General features: G+C 62.4%; 15 protein-coding genes and 5 pseudogenes. 12 read left to right on the forward strand and 8 right to left on the reverse strand.

The genetic code is table 11. From position 1 onward, the window contains the following. The first annotated feature begins 13 nt into the window (after nucleotides 1-13). A complete protein-coding gene (locus tag KYK29_RS07035) occupies nucleotides 14-1,087 on the forward strand; it encodes an ABC transporter ATP-binding protein (protein WP_254690186.1) in 1,074 nt (357 codons plus the stop codon). Nucleotides 1,088-1,310: 223 nt separating this feature from the next. Here the strand turns inward: KYK29_RS07035 and KYK29_RS07040 are convergent. The 4 genes and pseudogenes from KYK29_RS07040 to glnH all read right to left on the reverse strand — a co-directional run. Beyond that, nucleotides 1,311-1,886, reverse strand: a pseudogene (locus KYK29_RS07040) (IS256 family transposase); the annotation flags it as partial. A gap of 159 nt (nucleotides 1,887-2,045) precedes the next feature. After that, the gene (glnQ, locus tag KYK29_RS07045) at nucleotides 2,046-2,774 is read right to left on the reverse strand and encodes a glutamine ABC transporter ATP-binding protein GlnQ (protein WP_254690187.1); all 729 of its coding nucleotides are present in this window, start codon (nucleotides 2,772-2,774) and stop codon (nucleotides 2,046-2,048) included. Further along, a complete protein-coding gene (gene glnP / locus KYK29_RS07050; RefSeq protein ID WP_254690188.1) occupies nucleotides 2,771-3,427 on the reverse strand; it encodes a glutamine ABC transporter permease GlnP in 657 nt (218 codons plus the stop codon). The genes glnQ and glnP overlap by 4 nt, the downstream gene beginning before the upstream one ends. A gap of 76 nt (nucleotides 3,428-3,503) precedes the next feature. Further along, nucleotides 3,504-4,253 carry a glutamine ABC transporter substrate-binding protein GlnH gene (glnH, locus tag KYK29_RS07055; RefSeq protein ID WP_254690189.1) on the reverse strand — a complete coding sequence of 250 codons (750 nt, stop codon included), beginning with the start codon at nucleotides 4,251-4,253 and terminating at the stop codon, nucleotides 3,504-3,506. A 137-nt stretch (nucleotides 4,254-4,390) separates the two neighbouring features. On the opposite strand from glnH, the gene KYK29_RS07060 reads away from it, so the two are divergent. The 5 genes and pseudogenes from KYK29_RS07060 (at nucleotide 4,391) to KYK29_RS07080 (ending at nucleotide 9,145) form a co-directional block, all read left to right on the forward strand. Next, nucleotides 4,391-4,879 carry an Lrp/AsnC family transcriptional regulator gene (locus tag KYK29_RS07060; RefSeq protein ID WP_254690190.1) on the forward strand — a complete coding sequence of 163 codons (489 nt, stop codon included), beginning with the start codon at nucleotides 4,391-4,393 and terminating at the stop codon, nucleotides 4,877-4,879. 144 nt (nucleotides 4,880-5,023) lie between these two features. Continuing rightward, a complete protein-coding gene (locus tag KYK29_RS07065; protein ID WP_254690191.1) occupies nucleotides 5,024-6,235 on the forward strand; it encodes a diaminopropionate ammonia-lyase in 1,212 nt (403 codons plus the stop codon). Beyond that, complete coding sequence (locus tag KYK29_RS07070; protein WP_254690192.1) at nucleotides 6,232-7,452, forward strand: Zn-dependent hydrolase; 1,221 nt, start codon at nucleotides 6,232-6,234, stop codon at nucleotides 7,450-7,452. The genes KYK29_RS07065 and KYK29_RS07070 overlap by 4 nt, the downstream gene beginning before the upstream one ends. Continuing rightward, on the forward strand, nucleotides 7,449-8,606 hold the full coding sequence (locus KYK29_RS07075; protein WP_254690193.1) for a M20 aminoacylase family protein: 1,158 nt from the start codon (nucleotides 7,449-7,451) through the stop codon (nucleotides 8,604-8,606). The genes KYK29_RS07070 and KYK29_RS07075 overlap by 4 nt, the downstream gene beginning before the upstream one ends. A 160-nt stretch (nucleotides 8,607-8,766) precedes the next feature. Further along, nucleotides 8,767-9,145, forward strand: a pseudogene (locus KYK29_RS07080) (carboxymuconolactone decarboxylase family protein). A 96-nt stretch (nucleotides 9,146-9,241) separates the two neighbouring features. Here the strand turns inward: KYK29_RS07080 and KYK29_RS07085 are convergent. The 3 genes and pseudogenes from KYK29_RS07085 to KYK29_RS07095 all read right to left on the reverse strand — a co-directional run. Then, on the reverse strand, nucleotides 9,242-9,691 hold the full coding sequence (locus KYK29_RS07085) for a YtoQ family protein (protein ID WP_437437243.1): 450 nt from the start codon (nucleotides 9,689-9,691) through the stop codon (nucleotides 9,242-9,244). 13 nt (nucleotides 9,692-9,704) lie between these two features. Continuing rightward, nucleotides 9,705-10,418 carry a gamma-glutamylcyclotransferase gene (locus tag KYK29_RS07090; protein WP_254690195.1) on the reverse strand — a complete coding sequence of 238 codons (714 nt, stop codon included), beginning with the start codon at nucleotides 10,416-10,418 and terminating at the stop codon, nucleotides 9,705-9,707. A gap of 169 nt (nucleotides 10,419-10,587) precedes the next feature. Further along, nucleotides 10,588-10,967, reverse strand: a pseudogene (locus KYK29_RS07095) (alpha/beta hydrolase family protein); the annotation flags it as partial. Between the two features lie 12 nt (nucleotides 10,968-10,979). Between KYK29_RS07095 and KYK29_RS07100 the strand changes: the two are divergent. The 6 genes and pseudogenes from KYK29_RS07100 to KYK29_RS07120 all read left to right on the forward strand — a co-directional run bounded on the left by KYK29_RS07100 (nucleotide 10,980) and on the right by KYK29_RS07120 (nucleotide 15,947). Continuing rightward, nucleotides 10,980-11,174 (forward strand): hypothetical protein, encoded by a 195-nt coding sequence (locus tag KYK29_RS07100; RefSeq protein ID WP_254690196.1) that lies wholly within the window; start codon nucleotides 10,980-10,982, stop codon nucleotides 11,172-11,174. Nucleotides 11,175-11,435: 261 nt separating this feature from the next. Further along, nucleotides 11,436-13,175, forward strand: coding sequence for a gamma-glutamyltransferase (ggt, locus tag KYK29_RS07105; RefSeq protein WP_254690197.1), 1,740 nt, complete (start codon nucleotides 11,436-11,438; stop codon nucleotides 13,173-13,175). A gap of 93 nt (nucleotides 13,176-13,268) precedes the next feature. Beyond that, nucleotides 13,269-13,403 (forward strand): annotated as a pseudogene (locus KYK29_RS07110) (transposase); the annotation flags it as partial. A 181-nt stretch (nucleotides 13,404-13,584) separates the two neighbouring features. Next, entirely contained in the window at nucleotides 13,585-13,707 is a 123-nt protein-coding gene (locus tag KYK29_RS22470; protein WP_302795440.1) for a hypothetical protein, read from the forward strand. A 175-nt stretch (nucleotides 13,708-13,882) separates the two neighbouring features. Beyond that, nucleotides 13,883-15,004 carry a baeRF11 domain-containing protein gene (locus KYK29_RS07115; RefSeq protein WP_254690198.1) on the forward strand — a complete coding sequence of 374 codons (1,122 nt, stop codon included), beginning with the start codon at nucleotides 13,883-13,885 and terminating at the stop codon, nucleotides 15,002-15,004. A 58-nt stretch (nucleotides 15,005-15,062) separates the two neighbouring features. Further along, on the forward strand, nucleotides 15,063-15,947 hold the full coding sequence (locus KYK29_RS07120; protein WP_254690199.1) for a universal stress protein: 885 nt from the start codon (nucleotides 15,063-15,065) through the stop codon (nucleotides 15,945-15,947). 439 nt (nucleotides 15,948-16,386) lie between these two features. On the opposite strand, the pseudogene copM reads toward KYK29_RS07120, so the two are convergent. After that, a pseudogene (copM, locus tag KYK29_RS07130) lies at nucleotides 16,387-16,632 on the reverse strand (CopM family metallochaperone); the annotation flags it as partial. Nucleotides 16,633-16,726: the final 94 nt, after the last annotated feature.

Genomic DNA, 16,726 nt, shown 5'->3' on the forward strand with positions numbered 1-16,726 from the left:
AAGGAACAGGACAATGCATCTGGTCGAGATCCAGAACGTCAAGAAGATGTTTGGTCAAATGACCATCTTGCGCGACATCTGCCTCAATATCGAAGACGGAGAATTCGTCGTGCTAATTGGTCCTTCGGGCTGCGGCAAGTCGACATTGTTGCGCATCATCGCCGGTCTGGAGGAACTGTCCGGCGGGGATATTCGTATCCGTGGCCGTTCGATGGTCGACGTTTCGGCGAAAGATCGCGATATCGCGATGGTGTTCCAGAATTACGCCCTCTATCCGCATATGACGGTACGGGAAAACATGAGCTTCGCGCTCACGCTGAAAAAAGCACCCCAGTCTGAAATCACCGAGCGCGTCGACAATGCAGCGGGGATTTTGGGGATTACCCCGTTGCTCGACCGCTATCCGAGGCAACTTTCCGGGGGGCAGAGGCAGCGCGTGGCGATGGGGCGCGCGATCGTTCGCGATCCGGCTGTGTTCCTCTTCGACGAGCCTCTGTCCAACCTTGACGCGCAGCTTCGTGTGACGATGCGCACCGAGATCCGCCGGCTTCATCAACGCCTCGGCACCACGATGATCTATGTCACGCATGACCAGATCGAGGCCATGACCATGGCTGATCGGATCGTGGTTATGAACGGTGGCAATATCGAACAGGTGGGAACGCCGCTGGAGTTATACGACCGTCCGGCGAACCGCTTCGTGGCAGGCTTTATCGGCTCGCCGGGCATGAATTTTCTCGAAGGGCGCATCAAAATCGGCGCGAGGCCCACGTTTGTCGGCAAGCAAGGAGTGGAGCTTCCGCTGCCAGCCGGCGCGTTGCAGGACATCGGCGACGGCCGCCCGGTCGTCTATGGCATCCGACCCGAGCACCTGGCTCTCGACCCAGCGGGTGAAACGATGGCGGAAGTCTCGATCGTTGAACCCACGGGAGCGGAGACGCAGATTTTCGCCAATGTCGGAGGCCACGAGATTCTCGCTCTGGCGCGTGAGCGCACACAGATCAAGCCGGGCGATCGGGTCCGGTTTTCGCCGGTTGCCGCTGCCGCGCATCTGTTCGACGCCGGCAGCGGCCTCAGGATCACTTGAGAGAGCCATCGATCGGCCAAGGGTTCCGCCCGGAATGACGCGGCCGGGCGTTATCCTTACATCGCCTGAAACCAAGTCCGGTTTTTAAGAACGACGGGAACCCCGAAACCGTCGTCGGCGCCGCCATAACGGAGAAATTTTCAACAAGCCAAAAAGTTCCATAATGCATATTACGCGATCTTTGCTTGTAGCCGCAAAGCCGATCGCCGGATATTTCTTCGCCCTCGAAGGCGGCCAGAGCCTCTTCGGCAGTAACGGCATCGACGGCCCGGTAGATGCCTTTGAGCGCGGAGGCGACCGCCTTTCGGTCTTTCCAGGAGACAAAGTCGAGGCTGTGGCGCAGCAGATGAACGATGCACGACTGGACCGTGGCTTTGGGAAAGACGGCCGTGATGGCCTCAGGGAAGGCCTTCAACCCGCCGACGACAGCCAGCAGAACGTCCTCGACGCCGCGGTTCTTCAGTTCGTTCATCACCCGCAGCCAGAACCTGGCGCCCTCGTTCTGCTCGATCCACAGGCCGAGGATTTCCTTGGTGCCACCAGCGCGAACGCCCAGGGCGATGTGCACGGCCTTGTTGCGCACCAGTCCCTCGTCGCGGACCTTGACCCGCAGCGCATCGAAGAACACCGAGGGGTAGACGGCATCCAGCGGTCGCCCCGGCCAGGCCGCGACCTCTTCAAGAACAGCATCCGTCATCGTCGAGATCAGGTCCGGCGAAGCCTCGATGCCAAAAAGCTCGCGCAAATGACCGACGATCTCGCGCGTACTCATGCCGCAGGCATACATCGCGATCACTCGGCCAACCCCTCGATGATCGGGCACCCGTTCTCGCTTTGGCTTCTCCCATGATCCTCGCGTCGGTCAGGTCGCGTTCTTCATATGGAAGTTCTGACACCTCCAGCCAACGCTTGGGCCAAGCCCCGGCGACGAGCAAATGTGGCCGCAGCTTGAAATGCGCTAATGCACGTGCTGGAGGAAGTCGCGCAGCCGCGGATTTTCCGAATGATCAAGCAGTTGTGCCGGATCGCCGTCCACTGAGATCTTGCCGCCTTCCATGAAGATCAGCCTTGTGCCGACCTTGCGGGCGAAACTCATTTCATGGGTGACCACGATCATGGTCATTCCCTCTTCCGCCAGTTGCTGCATGACGCGAAGGACTTCATGGCGCAGTTCCGGATCGAGCGCTGACGTCGGTTCATCGAACAGCATCAGCTTCGGCTTGACCGCCAGGGCGCGAGCAATGGCGACACGCTGCTGCTGGCCGCCTGAAAGTTCCGACGGATAGTGATGGCCGCGTTCGGCGAGGCCCACCTTGGCGAGCAGCTCGCGCGCCTGTTCCTCCGCTTCCCTCCTGCCGAGGCCCCTCACCTTCCGGGAGCCGAACGAAACGTTGCCGAGCGCGGTCATCTGCGGAAACAGATTGAACTGCTGGAAGACCATGCCGGCTTCCTGCCGGATCATGCGCACCCTGGAGCGGCCTTCCTTCACGCTGATGCCATCGACGACCAGGTCGCCTCCGTCGATCGTCTCCAGCGCGTTGATGCAGCGAAGAAGCGTGGATTTGCCGGAGCCGGACGGGCCAATCAGGACGACCACCTCGCCCGCCTCGACCTTGAGGTCCACGTCCTTGAGGACGGTGATCGAACCGAAAGCCTTGGTGACGGATTTGAATTCGACCATGCTCATAGGATCCGCATCCTTTTCTCGGTAACGCGCAAAACCAACGTCATCACGCCGGTCATGACCAGGTAGAGGATCGCGACCGCAGACCAGACTTCGACTGCCCGGAACGTCGTCGACATGATGTCCTGCCCCTGGCGCGTCAGTTCGGCGACGCCGATGACGATGAAGAGGGACGTATCCTTGAGACTGATGATGAACTGATTGCCGAGCGGCGGAATCATCCGCCGAAAAGCCAGCGGGCCGATGATATAGAACAGGACCTTCCATGTGGGCAGACCGAGCGCAAGGCCGGCTTCCCGCAGACCCTTGTTCACCGAAAGCAGTGCGCCACGCACGATCTCGGCGATATAGGCGCCGGCATTGATCATGATCGCAGTGATTGCCGCCGACAGCGGATCAACCCGGATGTTCGCCAGCATGGGCAGGGCGAAGTAGATGAACATCACCTGGACCAGCATCGGCGTGCCGCGGATGAGCTCGATATAGGCAAGCGCGATCGCGTTGAGAATCACGCCGCCATAGGCGCGCATGGTCCCCGCGACGACGCCGAGGATCATACCGCCCGCAAGCCCCACCAGCGTGATAAGGATCGTCACGCGCGCGCCGGAAAGCAAAGTCGGCATCGCATCGGCGATGACGGACCAGTCGAACTCCATGTTCCTCCTCCGTCTTCTGCTGTGTTTGTTGTTTGTTCACAGCTCGCGGGCTCCACGGGAGCCCGCGAGCGACCCGTCAGTTAGCGGGAGGGTCGGCGTCGAACCATTTGCGGTAGATCGCGGCGTAGCTGCCATCGGCCTTGATTTTCGCCAGCGAAGCGTTGACGCGCTCGCGAAGGTCGCTCCCCTTGGGGAAGGCGATGCCGTAATCTTCGGCCTGCATCGCATCGCCGACGCCCTTGACGCGGCCTTCGCCGTTCATCTTGATGAAGTAGAGGACGTTCGGCTTGTCCTGAAGCGAGGCGTCGGCCCGGCCGCTCATCACTTCGAGATAGGCGTTTTCGCCATTCGGGAAAAGACGCAGTTCCGCGTTCGGGAAATGCTCCTTCGCATAGGCCTGCCCGGTGGTGCCGGTCTTGACCGCGATCACCTTGCCATCCATGTCGTCGCCGCCGGTCAGCTCGCTGTCGGCCGGCACCATGAACAGGAAGTCGCTTTCATAATAGCCGTCGGAGAAGTCGACGACCTTGGCGCGCGTCTCGTTGATGGTCATCGCCGCGATGGATGCCTGCACCTGCCCGGTCTGCAAGGCCGGAATGATGCCGTTGAAATCCATCGCCTGCAGCGTGTAGGTCAAGCCGGCATCCTTGGCGATCGCATCCCAGACGTCGATATCGAACCCGGCCATCACGTCACCTTCCTTGAAGTGGAAGGGCACGAAGCCGGAACCTGTCGCAACGATGATGTCTTCGGCATAGGCGCTGCCCGAAAGCAGCCCGGCCGCCAGACAGGCCGCGCCGAGCATTTTTCTGATTGATATCGCCATGAATTCTCTCTCCCGTTCTGAATCATGTTTGCCCGAGTGACTTGATGCAGGCCATGCAATAATATTCACTGTTACTCGAAAAAGGCGCTCTATTCAGAAGCCGACCGTGCAAGTTTGTTTCGTTATCGAGGAGAAAAATGAGCGAGAAACCAAAACGCGCGGGAGTCAATCTCGACCGGCTCGACCTCGCCATCCTCAAAGTGTTGCAGCGCGACAACAAGACGCCGCAGCGAACCATCGCCGAAATGGTGAACCTGTCTGCGCCCGCCGTGCAGCGGCGCATCAAGCGCATGGAAGAGACCGGCGTGATCCAGGCCAATGTGGCGGTGATCGACCCGGTCATGATCGACCACTCGATCACGCTTTTCGTCGAGGTCGAGATGGAAAGCGAACGGGCGGAGATGTTCGACGCCGCCAAGCGTTCCTTCGCCGCCACGCCCGAGGTGCAGCAATGCTACTACGTCACCGGCGAGGCCGACTTCATCCTGGTTATCGTCGTGCGCGAAATGGCGGACTACGAAGCACTGACGCGCAAGCTCTTCTTCGCCAACAACAACGTCAAGCGCTTCCGCACTTTCGTTTCGATGGAGAGGGTCAAGGTGGGAATGACGGTGCCGCTGGAGTGACCGCCCCGCGGCCGGCGAAGCAAAATTGATAAAACAAGGCATCCAGCGCAGCAAAATTGCAGCACACCCCTCGAAATGCAGCGCCTTTATCGCCTCCGTTGAAATAGTGTTTCATTAAACCATCGCGCATGCACGGAGGCCGCAATGCCCGCCAAATCCTATCTGATGAACACCCTTCCGACTTATGGTGAGGCGCTCGACACAGGCGATGCCGAAATGCTCGGGCTTGCGATGGTCGACCGGGTGGCGCGGGTGCTGGCGCTGCGCGAGAACAACGCCGCAACGCCCCTTCACGCTCTTCCGGGCCTGGCGAAGGAACTGGGACTTGCCTCGCTGCATGTAAAGGATGAGGGCTTCCGGCTCGGCCTTGGCTCCTTCAAGGCGCTGGGCGGGGCCTATGCGCTGATGATACTGGTGCAGGAGGAAGCGTCCCGCCGCCTCGGCCGCGACGTCGCCATCGATGAACTGATGTCGGCCGAGATCCGCGCCATCGCCGCAACCATGACCTTCGCCTGCGCCACCGATGGCAACCATGGCAGATCCGTCGCGCAGGGCGCGCAGCTGATGGGCGCGCGCGCGGTGATCTTCGTCCATTCCGGCGTCAGCGAAACGCGGATCGACGCCATCGCCCGTTTCGGCGCCGAAATGGTGCGCGTCGATGGCAGCTATGATTTCTCGGTCGCGGAAGCGACGCGCGTCGCCACCGAAAAGGGCTGGACGATCCTGTCCGACACGTCCTGGCCCGGCTACGAATATATTCCCGGTCTGGTGGCGCAGGGCTACACGATCATGGTGCGCGAAATCCTCGACGCATTGCCGCAGACGCCGACCCATGTCTTCCTTCAGGCTGGCGTCGGCGGCTTTGCAGCGGCGGTTGCAGGGCATATGGCGCTTGCGCTGGGCGACGAGCGCCCGCATGTCACGGTCGTCGATCCGGCGAACGCCGCCTGCCTGTTTGAGAGCGCGCGCCTCGGCCATCTGGTCAAGGTGGACGAAACCCGGCCGACCGTCATGGCGATGCTGGAATGTTACGAACCGTCGCTGGTCGCCTTCCGCATCCTTGAACGGGTCGCCGACGGTTTCATGACTGTCGAGGAAGAAGCTGCCCCAGAGGCGATGCGCCGGCTGGCGTCGCCCGTTGCCGACGATCCGGCGGTCGTCGCCGGCGAAAGCGGCTGTGCCGGTCTGGCCGGCGTTCTGGCCGTGCTGCGCGATCCTGACCTTGCCGCTAAGATCGGGCTGGACGCCGACGCGCGCGTGCTGGTCATCAACACCGAAGGGGCGACCGACCCCGCCCTTTATGAAAAACTCGTCGGCCGCAGCCCCGAAGCCGTCCTGAAGGGAGAGGCCGCATGACCCTTGCCATCGACTCCGCGCGTCTTGTGGCGCGGCTGAAGGAGCTGGGCGCGACGGGGCGCGACGAGGCCGGCCGTCTGTGTCGCGTTGCGGCGACCGACGCCGACCGGCTCGGCCGCGATCTCCTGTGCAACTGGCTGAGCGAGGCCGGGTTGCGGATCGCCATCGACCGCATCGGCAACATCCACGGCGTCTGGGAGCCGGCGGGTGCCGCGGGCGATCCCGTCATCATCGGCTCGCATATCGACACCGTCATCGATGCCGGCGTCTATGATGGCTGCTATGGCGTGCTCGCCGGCCTTGCGGTCATCGAGGCGATGCAGCTTGCGGGCGAAAAGCCGTCGCGGCCGTTGGCGGTCGTTGCCTATACCAATGAGGAAGGCGTGCGCTATGCGCCCGACATGATGGGCAGTCTGGTGGCGGCTGGCGGCCTCGCCACCGACGCAGCGCTGGCGACAATCGGGACCGATGGCACGACGCTCGGGGCCGAGCTTGAACGCATAGGCTATGCCGGCCCGCACGAGCCGGGCTTTCTCAAACCGCATGTCTATGTCGAACTGCATGTCGAGCAGGGGCCGATCCTCGAAGCCGACGGGCAGGCGATCGGCGCGGTCGAAAATCTTCAGGGCATTTCATGGCAGAAGATCACGATCGGCGGCGCGGCAAACCATGCCGGCACCACCCCGATGGCGATGCGCCACGACGCCGGCGTCGCCGCGGGCCGGGTCATTGCCTTCCTCGACCAGCTTGCCCGCGAAACACCGGGCGCTGTCGCCACTGTCGGCACGATGCGCTTCGAGCCGAACGCGATCAACGTCATCCCCTCGACCGCCATCTTCACCGTCGATCTGCGCAACCCCGACGAGGAGCGGCTGCAAGGCCAGGAAGCCGCACTCGACGCCTTTCTTGAACGGCTGCGTGGCGAGGGCTTCGCGGTGACGGCTGAACCTATGGCTCGTTTCCAGCCGGTGACTTTCGCGCCCGAAATCGTCGCCGCCATCGAGGCATCGGCAACGGAGCGGCAGCTTTCCTGCCGCCGCATGACCTCGGGCGCCGGTCATGATGCGCAGATGATCGCACGCATCGCGCCGGCGGCGATGATCTTCGTGCCCTCGAAAGGCGGCATCAGCCACAATCCGGCGGAGTTCACCGCCGAAAGCGATCTGATCGCCGGGGCGAATGTGCTGCTTGATGTTGCAAGGAAGCTCAGCCGATGACCGCTCTCGAAAACCTTCAGGCCCGGATGATCGAATGGCGCCGCGATCTGCATCGCCATCCGGAATTCGGCTTTGAAGAAAGCCGCACCGCCGCTTTTGTTGCCGAAACCCTGCGCAGCTTCGGTATCGACGTGGTCGAAGGGGTCGGTGGCACCGGCGTCGTCGGTACGCTGAAGCGCGGCACCTCCAACCGGGCGATTGCGCTGCGTGCCGACATGGACGCGCTGCGCATCACCGAAGCGACCGGGGCCGAATGGGCTTCGACCAGACCGGGCCTGATGCACGCCTGCGGCCATGACGGCCACACCGCAATGCTGCTTGGCGCAGCGAAGCTTCTTGCGGAGGAAGGCGGCTTCGACGGCACCGTGCGCTTCCTGTTCCAGCCTGCTGAGGAATGGGGCAAGGGCGCGCTCGCCATGCTGGATGACGGGCTGATGGAGCGGTTTCCCTTCGATGAAGTCTACGGGCTTCACAATATGCCCGGCCTGCCGGTCGGGCATTTCGAGACGCGGCCCGGCCCGATCATGTCGGCTGAAGACATCTTCGAGATCACCATCAACGGTCAGGGCGGCCACGCCTCACGGCCGGACTGGGGCCGCGAGGTCATGGTGCCGGCCTGCGCGCTGGTTCTGGAATTGCAGACCATCGTCGCCCGCCGCCTCGATCCTGCCGAGATCGCTGTGGTCTCGGTGACGGAATTCATCACCGATGGCACACGCAACGCCTTGCCGGGCCATGCACGGATATCGGGCGACTGCCGCAGTTTCCGTCCCGAGGTCTCGGCCCGGATCGAGGAAGAAATGCGCCGGATCGCGCGGGGTATCGCCGAAGGGCACGGCGTCGAGGCTGACGTAAACTACACGCGCGAGTTCGTGCCGACGATCAACGACGCCATGCTTGCCGAGGAAATGATCGCCGCGGCGAAGCCGGTATCCAGTACGGTCGCGCTGCGCGCCGAGCCGATGACGGCCTCGGAGGATTTCGCGCGCTTCCAGCTTCATGTTCCCGGCTGCTTCGCCTTCATCGGAAATGGCGAAGACTGCCCGCCCCTTCACAATCCTGGCTACGACTTCAACGACGACGCCTTGATCCATGGCGTGCGGATCCATGTTGCGACCGTCAGACGCATGCTTGCACAGTCACGGGCCGCGTGATCGCTCCTCTGGACGGCGGCGGATGAGCGGACTACGCCGGCATAACAGTGTCTTTTAGTCCCGTGTCGCGCCGCCGGGCAGCTCCGGTCGCGTGCTTCAAGGAGTACGCAAGTCAGACCACCGTCCCGTCAGCCGCTTCCCCGTTCCCATTCTCGCCGACATGCCGGCCAACATCCGCGAGCGCATTGAGGCCGTGCAGGAAAAGTCTGGCTCCCCAACATGTTTCTGGTTCTGGCCCACAGGCCGGACGAGTTCCGCGCCTTCTTCGCCTATCACGACGCGCTAATGGACAAGCAAGGTAATCTCAGCAAGGCCGAGCGCGAGATGATCGTCGTGGCGACCAGGTTGCGGTCAACTACCTCAAGGCCGACATCACCGACCGGCAGAAGGCGATGCTCGACTTCGCCATGAAGGTGAGCCAGTCCGCGCATCTGGTCGGTGACGCGGATATCGCGGCGTTCTTCGGCCTCTCGAACCGGCTGGCGAACGTCACCAGCATGCGGCCGAACCCGGAGTTCTACGACATGGGCCGCGGCTGAGCGCAATGCTGCTGGTCGCGTTCGGCATGCCGGGCGTGACGGTCGCATGTGCGACGATCGACGGACGCGTGTGGAAAAGCGATCCGTCGCGCTACTTCATGGCAGCGCGCCGGTCAGGACATAGCGCAGGATCTGGACCACCTGTTCGGGCCGCTCCGCCACGACAAGGGCGGCGGCGTCGATCTCCTTCAGCGCATGCTGATGCTCGGGTCCATGCAGAACGATCAGCGATTTTCCCAATGCCGATGCAACACCTGCGTCGAAGGCCGCATTCCATTGCCTATATTTGTCGCCGAAGCGGACGACCACGACATCAGCCTCGCCGATCCCCCGGCGGGTGCGGATCGCATTCAGCCTTGCCCCCTTGTGATCGTGCCAGAATTTATTCTCCTCCCGACCCAGGATCGCCGCGCCGCAATCGTCGCTGGCATCATGATCGGTCACCGGGCCGCTGAAGCTGACATCCAGCCCGCTTGCGCCTTCGATGATGCGATCGCGCCAATCGGTATGGATTTCTCCGGACAGGTATACCTTCAGCGTCATCAGTAGCTCCTTCTCGTCAAATTTTCGGCGCGCCCGCGCCGTGGGGCTCCGCCGCCCCGTCCTCGATTTCCCGTGCCACGAGCTGCTGGAGCAGCCAGATATAGTCGTCATGAATATCGTGTTCCGCCAGCCCCCGGACCGTGCGCAGCAGATATTCCGCGCCCGAGCCGGCAGCGCCCGCGGCGCGGGCGAGCCTTCGCGCCTGTTCCTCGATCGTCAGCGCGGCGACGGGGGTTCCCACCGGATCGGCGTAGAAGGTCAGCGCCTCCTCGCGGCCGCGTTCGGTGTCGACCTCGATCCAGCAGGCGTTGGCGGCCAGTTCATGGGCGACAAGCTCGCGGCGCAGGATGGCGCGCAGCGATTCCGCCTCGGTTCCCGCAGCGATTTCAAGCACCAGCCCCTCGCAACTCCCACCCGAGGCGAGCGCGAGCATCAGGCCCGGCCGTTCGGGCGTACCGCGAAAATGGTCGAGCGAAATCGAAAAGCTGCGATGCCATCCAACGGCGATGGCGCGGCGGCGCGACTGGACGGCGAAGCCGGGGTTCCAGATCAGCGATCCATAGGCGAAGACCGATATCGGTTGCGAACGTCCTTGTGTGAGTTTGTCCGCCAGCAGGTCGAGATCGGCGTCGTCGAGCATCCGCCAGCGCGGATCATGCAGCGGCCCCTCGGCCGAATTCACGCGGGCGACATGATCGTCGGTCAGCACGATTGGGCAGTGATTGGACATCAGATCTCCTGCAAGCAAGGAATATTCTCTTCTCATGGACGCGCGTGGCGCAGGCAGGCGGCGCGAACGCAGCCTCAACGTAAGTCATCATCCATAATCCGCAAGCGGGACGCTCGCGGAGCAGGTTTTCCGCAGCGGTGATATCGCGACCCGGACTGAGCCTTTCACCTCAGCCACGCAGGCGTCCGGTCCATTCGACAACCGAAGCGGACAGTGCCTTTTGATGGTCGGCCGCCGTAAAGTCGGAAACCGATTTGCGCACTTTGAGGTCATGGTCGCCGTCTTCAAGCCAGAACATCTCGATGGCGTCGGAAAGCGAATGCCCCTCCACGTCGTCGCGCGTGCCAAATTCATCCCTTGTTCCTTGGCAGATCAGGGTCGGGCAGCGCAGGTCGGCGAGGTGCGCCGTGCGCAACTGTTCAGGTTTTCGGGCGGGTGGAAGGGATAGCCAAGACACAGCAGCCCCGCGATTCTGCCCGCTTCAAAGAGCTGATCGGCAGCCATGCTGGCCACGTGCCCGCCCATCGATTTTCCGCCAAGGTATACTGATGGAGTTGTATCATGCCTGTTGAGCAGAAATCCCGACATACTGAAAACTGGCCGGAGGAATCTCGGGAAGCCGCGCAATTGGTCATCGACCAGTACGGCGATCCAGACGAGATAACCGACGAGCGGAGCGCCGCCGACCCGGACATTCGCCTCCTCTCCGACGAAGATCTCGAAAAGGCCAGGCGAGAAGGCGAGGAGCGCGGCTAGCTTAGGCGCGGCCGCCGGGAAAGCACCGCAAGCCGCCGTGCACGAAGCGTCGATTAGCGCCAGATGCGCGCAGCAGGATCAAATATCCGAGACATCTTTCGTCTGGGCGTCGACGCGATGACGAATGACGGCGCTGTTGTGAACGACATCCGCAACGCTACCGATTTCCCGCCATGGGGTTCCATGTCTTTACTTCCCTTCCGACTCCGCGAAAGATCGCAGGGCGGTCATCGCGCCGCCAGAAGAAACGGGACATTGGCAATGCGGTTTGTGCATGCTGGATATCTTTGCAGCCTCGCGATGGCCGGATGCCTTGTCTTTGCGGCTTGCGCGCTGGCGCAGGAGAGATCGCAGCCGGAGGCGACGGTCGCTGTCGCCGAGCGGCAATCGGTCAAGGCGCAGAACTTCATGATCGCGACCGCCCACCCGCTGGCCACCCGGGCCGGACATGCGGTGCTGGCGGCCGGGGGAACGGCCGCCGACGCCGCGGTGGTGGTCCAGACGATGCTGGGCCTCGTCGAGCCGCAAAGTTCCGGCCTCGGCGGCGGCGCATTCCTGCTCTACTGGGATGCGGATGCAGGGCAACTCACGGCTTACGACGCGCGCGAGACCGCGCCGCTGGCGGCCGACGAAACCTACTGGCTCGACGAAAATGGCGAGCCGCGCGCCTTTCGCGACGCCGTCATCGGCGGGCGCTCGGCCGGCGTCCCCGGCACGCCCCTGCTGCTGGAGACGCTGCATCGCGACCATGGCGTCCTTCCCTGGCCGAGCCTGATACAGCCCGCCATCGAGACCGCCGAACGCGGTTTTGCCGTGACGCACCGTATGGCCGAGGCGGTGGCCGCCGCCGATGGGCTGGATAGTTTCGTCACCACGGCGGAATATTTCCTGCCCGGCGGCAAGCCGGTCACCGAAGGCTCAAACCTGAAGAACCCGGCCTATGCGCAGACATTGCGGCTCTTCGCCGAGGAGGGCGCGACGCCCTTCTACACCGGCGAGATCGCCGAGCGGATCGTCACTGCACTGAGGACCAACATCAATCCCGGCATTCTCTCGATGAAGGATTTCGCAGCCTACAAGGTTGTCAGGCGCGCGCCAGTATGCTCGGACTATCGAGACTATGAAATCTGCGGCATGGGGCCGCCAAGTTCCGGCGCGTTGACGATCGGCCAGATACTGGGCGTTCTGGAGCGGTTCGATATCGGCTCGATGGAGGACGGCCCCGCTTTCCGGCATCTGTTCGCGGAAGCCTCGCGGCTGGCGTTCGCCGATCGCGCGCTCTACATGGCCGACAGCGATTTCGTCGACGTGCCGCGCGGTCTGCTCGACCCCTCCTATCTTGCCGAAAGGGCGCGGCTGGTCGACCCCGAGACCTCGATGGGCGTGGCGGCGGCGGGCACGCCGCCCGGCCTCGACGGCGGGGATCTGGCCCCGGAGGGCGAGCGTCCGCGGAAGGGAACGTCGCATTTCGTGATTGTCGACAGGGCTGGCGACATGATCTCCGCGACAACCACGATCGAAAGCGGATTCGGAAACCGCATCATGACGGGAGGGGTCCTGCTCAACAACGAACTGACCGATTTCTCCTTCGTGCCGGAAGCGGACGGCGCGCCGGTCGCCAATCGCGTCGAACCGGGAAAGCGGCCGCGATCGTCGATGTCGCCGACCATCGTCTTCAAGGACGGCAAACCGGTCCTGCTGACGGGAAGCCCCGGCGGCGCGGCGATCATCCATTACACCGCCCTGTCGCTGATCTCGATCCTCGACTGGGAGATGGATCCGCAGCAGGCGATCGACCTTCCCCATGTCACGAACCTGAATGGCCGTACCAATATCGAGCAAGGCGAGGGAGCCGAGGAACTGGCGACGGCGCTCGAAGCGCTGGGGCACGAGGTCGTGATCGAGGATCTCAATTCCGGCCTTCACGTCATCGCGATCACCGATAACGGGCTCGTCGGCGCCGCCGACAAGCGGCGTGAAGGGCTCGTCATGGGCGATTGAACGCATGATTGGATATTCCTTCATTCACCCGATAGTGCCGTGGAAAATTTTGCCTCTGCGATTGGCGGCGAGACGCCGGCCATCGCCGCCGAAAAGCCCGCGCCGACCGGCGACGGACTGAAGGACCTGCTGGCGCTGGAAGCTGAAAATGAGCGTCTGAAGAAAATGCTCGCCGACTGGCTTCGCAAGGAGAACGCCGAGTTGAAGAAGAAGCTCGGGCTGGAATAGCTTCGTTGCTGGTGCTTCTCCCCGGGACAGCCGCACATTTTTTGGGACGCATCCACGCATGCAAATCGTCCATGCAGTGGATTGCGTGAAAGCGATACGCCGCTGACGCGACAGGCGAGGAATTTCCGCCCAGTCGGCCCCCTCCCCCCGCACGCAAAAGCAATCATGAAGTCGCCCCTTTTTGCGGAGCCGGACAGACACGAGCCCGGCGACCGCCAGCACGCCGCTGGTGACCTCGATCGCCGACGCCACCGGCATCCTGATCTATTTTTCGATCGCGAAAGTAATCCTGTCGCTTCCCTGAGCAAAGAGTTGGAGGCTATTCGTCGCAACAAGATGATTTCCACGCGCGTAGCACCTATGTTGGGGGAGGACAACCGACGAGATCATGGCATGGCCGGGCCATATGCTTTAATGAAAGCGTATCCAGGCGGATAATTGCAGATCAGCTTATCCGGCAACATCAATAAGGAGACTTCATGCTTTATGTAGACATTCCCACGCGAAGTGAATTCGCAACACTATCCGCTGCGCGCGCGGATGCCTGCGTTTCGATCTACGTGAAGACCACGCCAGTTACGCAGGAGGTAGGAGCGTCCCGGATCGAGTTCGGCAATCTCATGCGCGAAGCCCAGTCGCAGCTTCAGGATGCCGGCTTCGACAAGCGCAGGCTTGCGGTTTTGATCGACAGTCTCAGCGACCTGCTGGACGACGATGAGTTCTGGCGCTTTCAGGCAAACAGCCTGGCCGTGTTTGCAACGGCGGATTCGATCCGCACATACCGGCTGGCCAACGATCTGACCTCGATGGTGCAGGTTTCCGACCGTTTCCATCTGAAGCCGCTTCTGCGCGCCGTCACCTTCCCGCACTCGGCCTTCATCCTCGCCCTTTCGGAAAACGCCGTCCGTCTGGTCGAAATGCACGCCGATCTTACGCCGGAGGTGGTGAAGGTGCCCGACATGCCCAAGGATGCAGCCTCGGCGGCCGGCAAGTCGACCCTGAACGATCGCTCCTTCAGCGGCCGCATCCATGGCTCCGAGGGGCAGAACGTTCGCTTGCAGCAATATGTCCGCAAGGTCGACGCCGCGCTTCGCCAGATCCTGTCCGGCCGCGAGACCCCGCTGGTGCTGGCCGCCACCGGCAGGCTGGCGTCGCTCTTCGCCCAGACCTGCTCCTATCCGCATCTTCTGAAGGAGACGATCGCCGATAGCCCCGACCAGTTCAGCGAGGCCGAGCTTGCCGGCAAGGCAAGACCCATCCTCGACAAGGCCTATGCTGCCAAGATCGCCGATATCCATGCGCTGTTCGACAAGCGTGCGGGGGACAGTCGCACGACGACCGACATGGCGGATGCGGCGCGGGCGGCCACCTTCGGCGGTATCGATACCTTGCTGATCGATATCGACACCACCGTTCCCGGCTTCGTCGATGACGAGAGCGGCGCCGTCACTTTCGTCGAGAAGGACGACGCCAAGGCCTATGGCATCGTCGACGAGATCGCGGCGCGCGCGCTGGCGAGCGGCGCCCGCGTCATGGGCGTGCGGCGCGAGGATATCCCGGGCGGCAAGGAACTGGCGGCAATCCTTCGCTATCCGATCTAGGAACAGCGGGAGAAGCCGATCGAGTTTCGGCTTCTCTTTGGATGTCAGGAGAGGCGGTATGACGATCAAAACAATCATTGCGGCGATCGCGCTTGAAAGCGGCGATGAGCCCGTTGTCCGGCGTGCGATCCAGCTTGCCGCCGAGCATGAGTCCAGGCTCATTCTGGTTCATGCGATCGAAAGCCTCTCCGCATCCGATCCCGATCTACCAACTCCGGCGACGGTAGAAGCGATTGCCCAAGTGCTTACAGCGGATGCGGCGGCATCTCTTGAACGCTTGGCCGCGTCCGCAGACCTTCAAGCAGAAGTCCGGGTGGAATGCGGCAAGCCCGATCACATCATCGATCAGCTGGCACGCGACGCCAACGCTGATCTGCTGATCATTGGCCCAGGAAAGCCGCAAAACCTGCGCGAGCGACTGTTTGGTTCGACAGCAGACCGCGTAGTGCGTTCCAGCCCATGCCCGATCCTGGTCGTAAAGCGAGAGACGAATGAACCATATCGCAGCGTGGTTGCCGCAATCGATTTCTCGCCGATTTCAATTGCCGCTGCGCAGGCTGCCGCAGGACTAGCCCCTCAGGCAGTGCTCGAGTTGGTCCACGCTCTCGAGATCCCGCTCACCTTCGAGCAGGCCATGCTGAAAGCGGGAACCCCTCAGTTGGAGATCGATCGATATCGACAGGCCAAAGCCCGGGCGGCCAAGGATGGCCTTAATTCAATAGTCACCAAACTTTCGATGCAAGGAAATATCCGGGTTGTACGCGGCAATGCCGCGACGGCACTCGTTCGATTGGCGAGGTCCAGGAAAACGGACCTCGTGGCGCTCGGTGTCCAGGGCAGAAACGCCGTTTCCAAAATGGTTCTGGGCAGCGTCGCTCGCAGGGTCCTTGCGGCTTCGTCGTGTGATGTGCTTCTAGCAAGGGATACCGTTCTGCCGGATTGACGGGGGTGTTCCCGGAAGAGCCGATTAATGGCCTGCCGGTCATCCTTGAGTGAAACCTGGTCCCCCGGGGAGGAACGAAGACGTCCGCGGCAAGGTCGCATCGTTGCTCACCGGCATAGTTAAAGGCCCTCCGGGTGCAGCTGCTATGTGAGCAGCGGCAGGATGCTGCCAACGAAAACTGACGCGCCATCCATCAGCCAATGTGCAATCACGAGCGGCAGGAGCCGGCGCAGGCGCTGATACACGTTCGGCACCCAGTTTCCGCAGGCCGGTTGGAGCTTCAGGCGTTTCTCGCGCCTGCTGGCGAAAACCAGGATTGCAAGGCTTCATTGCCGAGACCGGCATAGACGAGGTGATGATCGTCTCCGACGTCTATGACCATCAGGCCCGACTGCGCTCGATTGCACTGATCGCCGAGGCGATGAAATGATAGAATCGTCTACTGCCTCCCTTCGGCGAGCCACTTCTTCATCATGGCGATCTCACCTTCCTGGGCCTTGATCACCTCTTCGGCGAGTTTGCGGACTTCCGCGTCCTTGCCGTATTCAAGCACGACCTTCGCCATATCGATGGCGCCCTGGTGGTGCGGGATCATGCCGCGCATGAAGTCCACGTCGGCATCACCCGTGAATTCGACCGCCATGTCGGCATGCATGCGGTTATTGGCTTCGATGTAAGGCTTTGTGAAAGGACTGCCGGAAGCCGGCATGGAGCGAGCTGAAGACGCTTTGCGAGGCGATCGTCAACGGGCAGCGCCAGGTGATTCAGCAGATGGAGAG

This window comes from Shinella daejeonensis, from assembly GCF_024281235.1.
GTDB lineage: Bacteria > Pseudomonadota > Alphaproteobacteria > Rhizobiales > Rhizobiaceae > Shinella > Shinella daejeonensis.